The organism is Betaproteobacteria bacterium (genome assembly GCA_016720855.1).
GTDB lineage: Bacteria > Pseudomonadota > Gammaproteobacteria > Burkholderiales > Usitatibacteraceae > FEB-7.
Window position 1 is genome coordinate 368,868 of the sequence record JADKJU010000002.1, and the last position, 12,887, is coordinate 381,754.

The 12,887-nt window shown below is 61.3% G+C and carries 10 protein-coding genes; 3 read left to right on the forward strand and 7 right to left on the reverse strand.

Features of this window, described 5'->3' with window-relative positions:
- Window positions 1–22 precede the first annotated feature (22 nt).
- From yidC to rpmH, 4 genes are read right to left on the reverse strand one after another with little or no spacing between them, the layout of a single operon-like run.
- Window positions 23–1,726, reverse strand: a complete 1,704-nt coding sequence (gene yidC / locus IPP91_08850; protein ID MBL0142175.1) for a membrane protein insertase YidC — start codon at window positions 1,724–1,726, stop codon at window positions 23–25.
- Window positions 1,727–1,769: 43 nt separating this feature from the next.
- Entirely contained in the window at window positions 1,770–1,979 is a 210-nt protein-coding gene (yidD, locus tag IPP91_08855; protein MBL0142176.1) for a membrane protein insertion efficiency factor YidD, read from the reverse strand.
- 1 nt (window position 1,980) lies between these two features.
- Window positions 1,981–2,343: a ribonuclease P protein component gene (rnpA, locus tag IPP91_08860; protein ID MBL0142177.1), complete on the reverse strand. Its 363-nt coding sequence runs from the start codon at window positions 2,341–2,343 to the stop codon at window positions 1,981–1,983.
- Window positions 2,344–2,350: 7 nt separating this feature from the next.
- Window positions 2,351–2,485: a 50S ribosomal protein L34 gene (gene rpmH, locus IPP91_08865; protein MBL0142178.1), complete on the reverse strand. Its 135-nt coding sequence runs from the start codon at window positions 2,483–2,485 to the stop codon at window positions 2,351–2,353.
- Window positions 2,486–2,674: 189 nt separating this feature from the next.
- Between rpmH and dnaA the strand changes: the two genes are divergently transcribed.
- From dnaA to gyrB, 3 genes are all read left to right on the forward strand, one after another.
- On the forward strand, window positions 2,675–4,000 hold the full coding sequence (dnaA, locus tag IPP91_08870) for a chromosomal replication initiator protein DnaA (GenBank protein MBL0142179.1): 1,326 nt from the start codon (window positions 2,675–2,677) through the stop codon (window positions 3,998–4,000).
- Window positions 4,001–4,202: 202 nt separating this feature from the next.
- On the forward strand, window positions 4,203–5,309 hold the full coding sequence (locus IPP91_08875; GenBank protein MBL0142180.1) for a DNA polymerase III subunit beta: 1,107 nt from the start codon (window positions 4,203–4,205) through the stop codon (window positions 5,307–5,309).
- Window positions 5,310–5,347: 38 nt separating this feature from the next.
- On the forward strand, window positions 5,348–7,774 hold the full coding sequence (gene gyrB, locus IPP91_08880; GenBank protein ID MBL0142181.1) for a DNA topoisomerase (ATP-hydrolyzing) subunit B: 2,427 nt from the start codon (window positions 5,348–5,350) through the stop codon (window positions 7,772–7,774).
- A gap of 29 nt (window positions 7,775–7,803) precedes the next feature.
- Here gyrB and topA read toward each other — a convergent pair whose 3' ends face one another.
- The 3 genes from topA to IPP91_08895 form a co-directional block, all read right to left on the reverse strand.
- Window positions 7,804–10,335, reverse strand: coding sequence for a type I DNA topoisomerase (gene topA, locus IPP91_08885; GenBank protein ID MBL0142182.1), 2,532 nt, complete (start codon window positions 10,333–10,335; stop codon window positions 7,804–7,806).
- A gap of 71 nt (window positions 10,336–10,406) precedes the next feature.
- Window positions 10,407–11,501: a DNA-protecting protein DprA gene (dprA, locus tag IPP91_08890; protein ID MBL0142183.1), complete on the reverse strand. Its 1,095-nt coding sequence runs from the start codon at window positions 11,499–11,501 to the stop codon at window positions 10,407–10,409.
- A gap of 125 nt (window positions 11,502–11,626) precedes the next feature.
- Entirely contained in the window at window positions 11,627–12,832 is a 1,206-nt protein-coding gene (locus IPP91_08895; GenBank protein MBL0142184.1) for a LysM peptidoglycan-binding domain-containing protein, read from the reverse strand.
- Window positions 12,833–12,887 lie beyond the last annotated feature (55 nt).

A 12,887-nucleotide genomic window follows, 5' to 3' on the forward strand; every position in this document is an offset into this window, starting at 1 on the left:
CGGCCGGGCGGCGGTCACGGCACTAGTGCTTGCCCCGAGCCTTCGCCGCCGCCTCGGCTACCAGCGAACGATTGATATGCCACTGCTGGGCGATGGAGAGCAGGTTCTGCACGACCCAGTAGAGCACAAGTCCCGACGGGAAGAACAGGAAGAACACGCTGAAGACGATGGGCATCGCGAGCATCACCTTTGCCTGTACGGGGTCGGCCGGCTGCGGGTTCAGCTTCGTCTGCACGAACATCGACACCGCATAGATCACAGGCAAGATGTAATACGGATCCGGCCCCGAGAGATCCTGGATCCAGCCCAGCCAGGGGGCGTGACGCAACTCGATCGAGCCGAGAAGCACCCAGTAAAGCGCGATGAAAACGGGGATCTGCACCACGATCGGCAGGCACCCGCCAAGCGGGTTGATCTTCTCGGTGCGATAGAGCTCCATCATCGCCTGGTTGAGCTTCTGCCGATCGTCGCCATAGAGCTGCTTCAACTTCTCCATCTTCGGGCCCAGCACCTTCATCGCCGCCATCGAGCGGCCGGCCTTGTGATTGAGCGGGTAGAAGACGAGCTTGATGAGGATGGTCAGGAGGATGATCGCCCAGCCCCAGTTGCCGACCAGGCCGTGGATGAACTTGAGTACCCAGAAGAGCGGCGCCGCAATGATCTTGAGCCAGCCGTAATCGACCACCAGTTCCAGTCCCGGTGCGATCTTCGCGAGCTTTTCCGTTTCCTGCGGGCCGATGTACAGGGACAGCGAAACGGTGGCCTTCGCCCCGGCCGCAACGGCACCGACCGGCACGATCACGCCCGCCGCGTACAGGTTGTCGCCCACCTTGTTGGTGAAGAACTCCCGCTCCGTCGTGCCCGCTGGCAGCCAAGCCGAGACGAAATAGTGCTGCACCAGAGCGATCCAGCCATCCTTCGCCTTCTTCACGTGCGCCTGCTTGCCCTTGTCGATGTCCTTGAAATCGATCTTCACAAATTTCGCCTCGTCGGTATAGACCGCGGGGCCCGTGAACGTTGCAACGCCCGCGAACGCGCTTGTCTGCGCAGCCGCCTGGCTGGGATGGTTCCCGTCGCGAAGAAACTGGAAATAGGCGTAAGGGGCGATCGGCTTGTCGCCGCCGTTCCTCACCTCGTAGGTCACGAGCATCTCGTACGAGCCTCGATGAAAGAGGAACTTCTTCACGACCTCGTCTCCGCCCGCGTCCTTTGCCACGAGCCTCAACTCGAGCTGGTCCTGGCCATTCTCGAGAGCGAACACGGTCGATTCGACCGAGTACATCGTCTTGTGTGTAGGCAGCCCATCGCCGAGAAGCCCTGACTGCGTCACAAAATACTGTTTTGGATCGGGAGAAAGGAGTGTGAGCGGCTGCGTGTGATCCAGCGCAGAGAACACCTTGAAGAGGGTCACGCGCCGGATGTCCCCCCCGGCCGTGTTCAGTTCCACTTCGAAGAGATCCGTCTTCACCACGACCGGCTGTCCTGTCGCCTCCACTGGCGCGGCAGCCGGCGCCCCGGGAGCGACGGGTGGGGCTCCTTGGACTCCTGGGGCTGCCTGCGACGCGAGCGGCGAGGTCGGCGTGGGCGCCGTGCCTGCGCCAGGATTGCCGGCCGTGGCTGCCTGTTGCGCGGGCGCCTTGGGCGCGTTGTGCTTTTGCCACCCATCCCAAAGGAGGAAAGCGGAAGCGCTGAAGACCACGAGTGCGATGAGGCGCTGGATATCCATCAGGGAGGGGGTGTCAGTGGAACGAGGAGGTCATGAGCGACAATCAAGGGACAGGATCATAGCCCCCCGCGTTCCACGGGTGGCAGCGCAGAACGCGTTTCATCGCAAGCCATGAACCCCAAAGTGCGCCGTGGCGCTCCAGGGCTTCGATGGCATAGTGCGAGCAGGTCGGCGTGAACCGGCATTGCCGGCCCCACCACGGCGCGAGCACGTATTGGTAGGCACGAATGAGGGCAACCAGTACACGGCGCATGTCATCGATCCGCCGCGGCCCGATCGAGCAATTGCCCGGCGTCAACGAGCCATGCAGCTTCGCTCGCCCTTGAAAAGGGCTCCCGCGGGGCAAGAACGAGGTCAAGCCCGAGCGCCTTCACGTCATGGCGGCGAAACATCTCGCGAGCCAATCGTTTCATCCGGTTGCGGTCCACGGAACGACGCGCGATTCGCTTGGGCACGGCAAGACCCAACCGAGACTTGCCGGCGTTTCCGCTGGTCACGTGCAGGATCATCATCGAACCACGGAGCTTGCGTGGGTTGCGAAGGGCAGCTGCAAACGATCCGCGCCCCACAAAGCGGTGACGCCGGGAAAGGCCTTCCTTCCGGGCGCCTTGGGTCATGCGGTCGCTAGACCGCGACGCGCTTGCGGCCCTTGGCACGGCGGGCGTTGATCACCGCGCGGCCAGCCGCTGTCTTCATGCGAACACGGAAGCCATGCGTCCGCTTGCGGCGCGTGGTGGAAGGCTGAAAAGTGCGTTTCATGTATACCTCGTCGATCGAGACCGCCCCAGCGGGCGAAAAGCGCGCGATTATAGCCGATCGACCACCCGAGCGCCATCCTGCCGGCTTTCAAGCGACAAGAATAGCCTGTGGATAACCCACTCCTTTCCCTATAGAATCGCTCTTCTTCCCGCCCCCGTCTCACCCCCGATCCCGCTTACCGCCGCCACTATGGATTCGCTCTGGCTTTCGCTCGTTTCCGAGCTCAAGAAGGACTTGCCGGCGCAGCAGTACGACACCTGGATCAAGCCCCTGCGTGCAGAGCACCACGGCAACCAGCTGCGGGTGCTCGCGCCCAATCACCATGTCCTTCGCTGGATCCGGACCAACCTGCTTGCCAAGATCGAGTCGCGCGCCGAGCGCGCTGCAGGATCAACCTTGCAGGTGGACCTCGTGCTCGACGAAGGGATGTCGCCCGAGACCGAAATCGTCCTTCCCGAGCCGGTCCCGATCGTCGTCGAGAGACCTTCCCGCGATGAGCATCGGCTCAATTCCTCTTTTACGTTCTCAAATTTCGTGAACGGAAAAGCAAACCAGATCGCGCGCGCCGCGGCAATTCAGGTGGCCGAAAACCCCGGAACCGCCTACAACCCCCTCTTCATTTATGGCGGCACCGGGCTGGGCAAGACGCACCTGCTTCAAGCGATCGGCTCGGAAGTCCTCAAGCGCAATCCGAAAGCGAAAGTCCGTTACATCCATGCCGAGCAATTTGTCGCCGATGTGGTGCGCGCCTACCAGCACAAGAGTTTCGACTCGCTCAAGCGCTATTACCGCTCACTTGATCTTTTCCTCATCGACGATGTCCAGTTCTTTGTCGGAAAGTCACGCTCCCAGGAGGAATTCTTCTACACGTTCAACGCGCTATTCGAGGCCCATAAGCAGGTCGTGATCACGAGCGACAGCTTTCCGAAGGAATTGACGGGAATCGAGGATCGCCTCATTTCCCGCTTCGGCTGGGGCCTCACCGTTGCCGTTGAACCGCCGGAACTTGAAATGCGCGTGGCCATCCTCCTCAAGAAGGCGGAAATGGATGGCGTGCACGTCGAGGAGGCCATTGCCTTCTTCATCGCCAAGCACATCCGATCCAATGTGCGCGAACTCGAGGGGGCCTTGAAGCGGGTGCTTGCCTATGCCCGATTCAACAATACGGCGGTCACCGTCGCAACGGCTCGCGAGGCCCTGAAGGATCTCCTGGCCGTCCTCACGCGGCAGGTCTCCATCGAGAATATCCAGAAGACCGTGGCGGACTACTTCAAGATCAAGGTGTCCGATATGTATTCGAAGAAGCGCTTCCGGTCCGTGGCGAGACCCCGCCAGGTTGCGATGGCCCTCGCCAAGGAGCTTACCCAGCAGAGCCTGCCGGAAATCGGCGAGGCTTTCGGGGGTCGCGACCACACAACGGTGCTGCATGCGTGCCGCAAGATCCAGGAACTGCGCGATACGGAACAACAGTTTTCGCGCGATTATGCGCAGCTTCAACAGATACTGCTCGGATGAAGCCGGCAAACTCCGGGAAAAGGTGTGGATGAATTTCGTGCCCTGATTGAACCCGAAGGTTATCCACACTCTCCGGGCCACTTCGATCCCAATGCTCCCCAGGCTCAGATCATATGCAGTTATTTGAATAGATTGATGAAAAGGACTTATCCCCTGTTCCGTGGCGCCTCCTATTAACTACTAACTAGTCAGAGATAATCCTATGGTCAAGATAAAAGCGACCAACCAGGCCCTGCTCGCCCCACTGCAGCACGTCACGGGAATCGTGGAGCGCAGGCATACGCTCCCCATCCTGTCGAACGTGCTGATCCAGGCGCACGCCGGAACGGTTGATTTCGTCGCGACGGATCTCGAAGTCCAGATAACGGCGAGGGCTGTCCTTGAAGGCGATGGAGCTGAGGGCTCGATCACCGTAGGTGCACGCAAGCTCTACGACATTCTTCGTGCGTTGCCGGAAGATGCGGAAGTGGCTCTCGACGCCAAGGAAAACCGCATGGTGGTCCGCGCCGGCAAGAGTCGCTTCAACCTGCAGACGCTTGCTGCCGCGGATTTCCCGAGGATGGTCGAGTCAAGGGATACGGCGCGCACGCTGACCCTGCCGCAGAAAGCGCTCAAACACGCGCTGCAGCTGGTCCAGTTCGCGATGGCGGTGCAGGATATCCGCTATTACCTCAACGGCGTCCTATTCTCGGTCGAGAAGAACCTGCTTCGCGTTGTTGCAACCGATGGGCACCGCCTTTCCTTCGCAGCCGAAGCGTTGACCGGCGAGCACGAGAGCGTGGAGGCAATATTGCCTCGCAAGACCGTGCTCGAACTCATCAAGCTCCTCAATGACGGTGACGATCCGGTAACGCTCTCGATCGGCTCCAACCAGGTGCGTTTCTCCTTCGGTGGAATCGAGATCGTGTCCAAGATTGTGGAGGGGAAGTTCCCGGACTACCTGAAGGTGATCCCGACGACGCACCGGAACAAGGTCGTGCTGGATCGTGTCGTACTGGCGCAATCGCTCAACAGAGCCGCGATCCTTTCGAACGAGAAGATCCGGGGCGTGAGGCTGGTGTTCACGAAAAACGCGCTTTCCATCATCTGTACGAACAACGAGCAGGAAGAGGCCGAGGAAGGCCTCACGATCGATTACGACGGTGATCCGCTCGATATCGGTTTCAACCTCTCCTACATCCTCGACGTGCTGAACCACGTCGATTCCGACACGGTGACCGTGACCATGGGCGACTCCAATTCGAGCGCGCTCATCCAGATGCCAGGCAACGACGATTTCAAGTATGTCGTGATGCCGATGCGCATCTAGTGGGTTGCGGGGCAACGGCAGACCAGCACGGGAAGAGAATGACACAGCAGAACGAGCAGCCGAACGGGCGTCCCCACGACGAATACGATTCCAGCAGTATCAAGATCCTGAAGGGCCTTGAAGCGGTCCGCAAGCGACCCGGCATGTACATCGGAGACACGTCCGATGGCACGGGGCTGCACCACATGGTGTTCGAGGTCGTCGACAACGCGATCGATGAGGCGCTTGCGGGACACTGCAACGACATCAAGGTCGTCATTCATACCGACAACTCGATCTCCGTGGTAGACAACGGGCGAGGCATCCCGACCGACGTCAAGGAAGACGACGAGTTCAAGCGCTCGGCGGCCGAGATCGTGATGACGGAACTGCACGCCGGGGGAAAATTCGACCAGAACTCCTACAAGGTGTCTGGCGGACTGCACGGCGTTGGCGTCTCCGTGGTAAATGCGCTTTCAGTTTGGCTCAAGCTTCGCATCTGGAGGAACGGAAGCGCCCATCTCATAGAGTTTCATGATGGCGCCGCCGTCGAACCACTGAAGGTCACCGGAGAGACGGACCGCCGCGGCACGGAGGTCCATTTCCTGGCTTCCCCAGAAACGTTCAACAACATCGAGTTTCATTACGACATCCTCGCCAAGCGCCTGAGGGAACTTTCCTTCCTGAACAATGGTGTGAAGATCGAGCTGATCGACCAGCGCACCGGCAAGAGCGACAACTTCGCCTATACCGGCGGCGTGAAGGGATTCGTGGAGTACATGAACCGCTCGAAGACGGTGTTGCATGCCAATATTTTTCACGCGATCGGCGAAAAGGAGGGCATGACGGTGGAGGTGGCGATGCAGTGGAACGATTCGTATGGAGAATCGGTCCAGTGCTTCACGAACAACATCCCGCAGCGCGATGGCGGGACGCACCTTACCGGCCTTCGCGCGGCAATGACGCGCACGATCAACAACTACATCGAGAAGGAAGAGATCGCCAAGAAGGCGAAGGTCGAGACGACGGGCGACGATATGCGCGAGGGGCTCACCTGCGTTCTCTCCGTGAAGGTTCCAGAGCCGAAATTCTCGTCGCAGACCAAGGACAAGCTGGTTTCGTCGGAGGTACTGCCGGTGGTGCAGGAGGTGGTGGCACAGAAGCTGACCGAGTTCCTGCTCGAGCGACCAGCCGACGCCAAGGTGATCTGCACCAAGGTGGTCGAGGCGGCGCGGGCCCGGGAAGCGGCGCGCAAGGCGCGCGAGCTCACGCGACGAAAGGGTGTTCTGGATGGCATCGGGCTTCCCGGCAAGCTGGCCGATTGCCAGGAGCGGGATCCGAAACTATGCGAGCTTTATCTGGTCGAGGGCGACTCCGCCGGCGGGTCCGCCAAGCAGGGCCGCGACCGGAAGTTCCAGGCGATCCTTCCCCTCAAGGGCAAGATCCTCAATGTCGAAAAGGCCCGTTTCGACAAGATGCTTTCTTCGCAGGAGGTTGCCACGCTCATCACGGCGCTGGGAACGAGCATCGGCAAGGACGAATTCTCGATCGAGAAGCTGCGTTATCACCGCATCATCATCATGACGGACGCGGACGTGGACGGTGCGCATATCCGCACGTTGCTCCTCACGTTCTTCTACCGGCAGATGCCGTCCCTTGTCGAAAACGGCCACATCTACATCGCACAGCCGCCCCTCTACAAGGTGAAAAGCGGCAAGGAAGAGCGCTACCTCAAGGACGAGCACGCGCTCCGATATCACCAGTTGCGCAGGGCGTTAAACGGGGCGATGCTCGTGCCCGGGGAAGGCATCACGCCGTTGGCCGGAGAGGCCTTTGAGCGCATCGCCACCGAATACCTGACGACGGAGGCCGTAATCGATCGTCTTTCGATGGGCATGGATTCCGGCGTTCTGCGAGCGCTCCTGGAAATGCCGCGCATGAGCCTGGACACCAAGGAAGGCGCCACCGAAGCGGCGCGCGCCATCTACGAAGTTCTCGCCCCCAAAGCACCAAAGGCGCACATCGAGCGCGATCCAACGTCGGATGGGTGGCGCTTGCGGTTGGAGAAACTGGTCCACGGCAACAAGGTGGAGACGATCCTCGACCACGCGTTCGTGGGCAGCGGCGACTACACGCAGATCGTAAGGACCGCGCAGATGCTTGGCGGTCTCGTCCAGGCCGGTGCACAGGTCAAGCGTGGGGAGACGGCGCGCGCCATACGGTCGTTCAAGGAGGGCCTGGACTGGTTGTTTGCCGAGGCGAAGGGAGGAATTTCGATTCAGCGCTACAAGGGCCTGGGCGAGATGAACCCCGAGCAGCTCTGGGAAACGACCATGGATCCGGAAAAGCGCATCCTGTTGAAAGTGCAGGTCGACGATGCGATCAGTGCCGACGAGATCTTCTCGACGCTCATGGGCGACGATGTGGAGCCACGGCGCCATTTCATCGAGACGAACGCGCTGGGCGTGTCGAACCTCGACGTCTGAAGCCGGGCCGGGGTGAAGTGGCCGCTAGGTTACGCGGTCTTCTTCGCCCCCGAGCTCCTGGTTTTGCCCTTGCCCTTGCTCTTGGTTGTGCGCTTGTTGGTCGTGCGCTTGCCCTTCCCGGACTTTTCCGCAAGAAGCGTGAGCGCTTCCTCCATGGAAATCGTGTCGATGGCGTCCTTGTCCGGGATCGTCGCGTTCACCTTGCCGTGCTTCACGTAGGGGCCGTACTTTCCCGCATAAAGGGAGACCGCCTGACCATCGTCCGGGTGCTTGCCGAGCACGCGTAACGCCCCGCGTCCGCCCGGGCTTTTCGGTTCATTGAGCAGCGCCACCGCGCGGTCCAGCAGAATGTCGAAAACGTTCTCGTCCCTCGGGATCGACTTGAATTGGCCATCGTGGTTCACGTAGGGACCAAACCGTCCAATGGCCGCAACGACCTTCTTGCCGGTCTCGGGATGCGTCCCGAGGTCGCGCGGAAGGGCGAGCATCTTGAGCGCGACCCCCATGTCGGCGGCGTCAGGGGCGATGTTCTTCGGGAGCGACACGCGCTTGGGCTTCTTGTCGCCCTCAGCCTCTCCGAGCTGGAAATACCACCCAAAGGGTCCCTGCAGGAGCTGGATCAGTTTCTTCGACTCGGGATCCACGCCGATCTCGCGCTTCGCAGGTCCTTCGGACGAATCGCCGCTGCCGTCGAGGTTGCGGGTGTAGTCGCACTCCGGAAAGCCGGAGCAGCCGATGAAGCGCCCGCGTCTGCCCAGGCGAATGCTGAGCTTGTGAGCCTTGCATTTCGGGCAATCCTCATCGAGAACTTCCTGCGTGACTTCCTTGCGTGAAACGGATTCCTTTTCGCCTATCTGGGTCGAGAAGTCCTTCCAGAATCGTTCCAGGACGGGTACCCACTCCTCCTTGCCGTTGGAGATGTCGTCGAGCTCATCTTCAAGTTTCGCGGTGAACTCGTAATCAACCCAGTGGGCGAAGTGCTCGGTCAGGAACTTGGTGACGACGCGCCCCACGTCGGTGGGCTGGAACCGCTTCTTGTCGAGCAGAACATACTCGCGGTTCTGCAGCGTCGAGATGATGGAGGCGTAGGTCGATGGCCGCCCGATTCCGTGCTGCTCCAGCGTCTTGACCAGGCTTGCCTCGGAATAGCGCGGCGGCGGTTGGGTGAAGTGCTGCTCTCCATAGAGCCTGAGTATGGGAACGTCGTCACCTTTCTCCAGGACTGGAAGGCGCTTGTCCTCCTCTTCGACTGCGTCGTCCTCGTCCTCGTGGTAGACGGCGTAGTAGCCAGGGAAGACCATCGTCTGGCCGGTGGCTCGAAAGATGTTGGTCGCTCCGCCAACGGTGAAATCGACGGCCACGGTGTCGAATTTCGCAGGCGTCATCTGGCAGGATAGCGCGCGCTTCCAGATCATCTCGTACAGCCTGCGTTGCTCGATATTCAGGAACGGGGCTACCGACTCGGGAGTGCGCGCGATCGAGGTCGGTCGGATGGCCTCGTGGGCTTCCTGGGCGTTCTTGGCGGTGCTTCGATACGCTATAGGAGACTTCGGAAGGTAGTCCGCGCCGAAGTTCTTCGTGATATAGCCACGAATCTCCGTGACGGCATCCTTCGACAGGCTCACGGAATCGGTCCGCATGTAGGTGATGAGGCCGGTGACCGCCTTGCCGAGCGATACGCCCTCGTAGAGGCTTTGTGCCACCTTCATGGCGCGATCGGTAGAGAAACCGAGCTTGCGCACCGCCTCCTGCTGCAGCGTGGAGGTGGTGAAGGGCGGCGCGGGCGAGCGCAGCTTTCTCTTCTTCTCGATCTGCGCGACGCGCGCGACTGCCTTGGCGTGGGACTCGAGGAAATCCGTGATTTCCGCGTTCTTCACCGCATCACCGACGGCGAACTGGTCAAGTTTCTCGCCCTTGAAGTGGGTAAGCCTCGCGGTGAATGCAGCCTTGGCCTTTTCGGAGTCGAAGTGGATCGACCAGTACTCGCGAGTCTTGAAGTTCTCGATCTCGATCTCGCGCTCCACAATCAGGCGCAGCGCGGGGCTTTGCACGCGTCCCGCAGACAGGCCGCGGCGGATCTTCTTCCAGAGCAGAGGCGAGAGATTGAAACCGACGAGATAGTCGAGCGCGCGTCGAGCCTGCTGCGCGTTGACGAGTTCCATTGAGATGTCGCGAGGGTTCTTCACCGCGTCCTTCACCGCGCTCTCGGTGATCTCGTAGAACACCACCCGCTTGAGCGTCTTGTCCTTGAGCGCGCGCTTGGCCTTGAGAATCTCGGACAGGTGCCAGGCAATCGCCTCCCCCTCCCGATCCGGGTCGGTTGCGAGGAGGATCGTGTCGGCCAGCTTCACTGCTTTCGCGATCGCATCGACGTGTTTCGAATTGCGGTCGATGATCTCGTATTTCATTCGGAAGTCATCGTCCGGGTCGACGGCGCCGGTTTTCGGCACGAGGTCGCGGACGTGTCCGTACGAGGCGAGGATCTCGTAGTCCTTGCCAAGATATTTCTTGAGCGTCTTTGCCTTCGAGGGCGACTCGACGATGAGGAGGTTTGAGGCCATGGGGGCGATATCCGCTTATTTCATTGCATTGCGCGACAGTCGGAGGGCGGCTGCGGCCCGAATTGCGGGGATCAGGGTACAGCAAGTTGCCGGTAAAGCCCGCCGGGAAGGCGCTCCACGCGGCCCGTGAGCTCCAGGCGGGTGAGTTCAGCCGTGATCCGGGAGGCCGACGATCCGGTGCAAAGCGACAACGCATCGACGGTGGCGGGCGAATGGCCCAGCGCATCGAGGATCGGCTCGTCATCGGTACCGGCGCCGGGTGGATCATCGAACCGGACCGGTTGCTGCAGCCGCCCGTCCAATTCTGCAAGGACGTCATCTGCGGACTCGACGAGTTTCGCTCCTTGCTTGATCAGCCAGTGACAGCCCTTGGACAGAGGAGAATGGATCGATCCTGGAATCGCGAAAACCTCACGGCCCTGCTCGAGCGCGAGGCGCGCCGTGGTGAGCGAACCGCTCTTGAGTGCCGCCTCGACGACAAGGACGCCCCGTGACAGGCCGCTGATGATGCGATTGCGCCGCGGAAAGTTTGTCGCGACCGGGGGCGTGCCGAGGGGGAACTCCGATACAAGAACGCCACGAGAAGCGAGCTCGTGGGCAAGCTCACGATTGGCTGAGGGGTAAACGCGATCGAGACCGGTGCCAACCACGGCAATTGAGGATGAACGACCCGCGAGGCCGCCTCGGTGGGCCGCGGCATCGATGCCGAGGGCCAGCCCGCTGGCGATACCGTATCCGGCATCGGACAGGGCATGCGCGAATTCACCTGCATCGAGGACACCCTGGCGAGTGGCGTTCCGGCTGCCGACAATGGCCATTGCGGGCCGGTTGAGCAGGCGCATATCGCCCAGCGCGAAGAGCACGGTAGGCGGATCAGGGATCTGGAGAAGCGCCGCAGGGTAGTCCTCGTCGCCCAGCGCCAGGAGTTGGTGGCCGGGTTCCTCGAGCCAGGCAAGGCATGCCTCGAGGGCACCAGGGGCCGGCCCGGTTGCGAGCGCATCGGCCCCGGGTCCGCCAACGACCGCAATGAGGGAAGCGCGGGTTGTCCCTTCCACGGCGGCCGGGGAACCGAAAGCCTTGAGGAGTGCGCGCTGTGCCGTTCCCGGGATGCCGGGAACCAGGCAGAGGCGAAGCCAGTCGGTGGCATCCGTGCGCACGGCAGTCATTCGTTGGGAGGCTGGGAACGGGGGGCTGAATCTACAACGGGTCGGGGGCCGATCGCGCTGACGTGGCCGAAAATGAAAGTGGGGGCTTCAGCCCCCACTTGATCCCGCCTGATGCTTGGTGCCGGTCAGGGCGTTTGCACGACATCTCCGACCGAGATGGGCTTCACGCTCTTCAGGATCATGCCGTAAGACACCTTTTCGAACGTGCGGAAGATGAACAGCAAACCGCTACGCTCATCGGGCAGAACGGTAATCGGCTGCGACGAACTGCTGATGGGTGCGGACGAAGGATCGGAGGAGGCGACGACGGTATCCGGAACGACCGGATTAGGCTTGATATCGATGCTGGCAAGCGACATGCCGAGCGCGTCCCAGGCGATCAATTCGGTGATCAACGGCGGTCGCCCGGTGCGCGTGATCACGTTCCCCTTGCGCATCGTCGCGAGCACATGGCCGACTTCGAGGCCGTCGCGCGAGCCGCGGTTGATGGCGACAATCCCGAACTGGGCGAAGTCCGTGACTCCACCGCGCCCGGAGAGGATTACGCCCTTGATGGGCTTGTCCGGGGCACGGGGAACATAGGAGGGAAAGGTCGCCTCGCGAACGGGCATCAGCCGATCTTCCTGGTTTATCTCCTGCTTGGCTCGAACGACCTCCACCGTGCTCGGCGAGCCAAATCGCTTGACCTTGGCGTCCCCGACGTGGATGGCCTCGTAGCCGAGCAGTTCTCGGGTGTCGGGGTCTATCAGCGCCTCACCCTGGCGGAATATCTGCCAGTTGATGGGGTCGCCCGAACGCAGGCCGTTTACGTAAGCCAGGCTTCCCGTGCCCACGATCACGCGCTCTTCTTCGGTGGCAACGATCCGCGGGAATGAATCAAGGCCGTCTGCCTCGATGATCAAGGGTTGGGTAAGGAAGGGCCCGATGGCGCTGCCCGGGATGCTGGGCACGGCCGTGCTCAACGATTCGATCCGGGTGCGAGGCTGGAGCCGAACCACATTACCCTCGGCAATGGCGCCGCCGGCGATAAGCGAAAGGCTGGGAGTCGCGCCTGACCGGTCGAGTCGGATGATGTCGCCGGGATAGATGAGGTGCGGGTTCTTGATCTGTTCCCGATTCATCTGCCAGATCTCCGGCCATTTCCAGGGCTCCTTGAGGAACTTGCCGGAAATTGCCCAGAGCGTGTCGCCCTTCTGGACCGTGTACTCCGAGGGGGCGTCGGCCTGCAGATCGCCCATCGTTGCAGCCGCCGTGGCGGTGGCCTGTGACAACGCCCAGCCCGGAACCAAACTGGCCGAAGCGACGACTAACGCTATAATGAGCTTTCGCATCGCGGCTCTCTCTTTGGGATATGGGCACAGGACCCATATTCTGAAAAAGGTTACG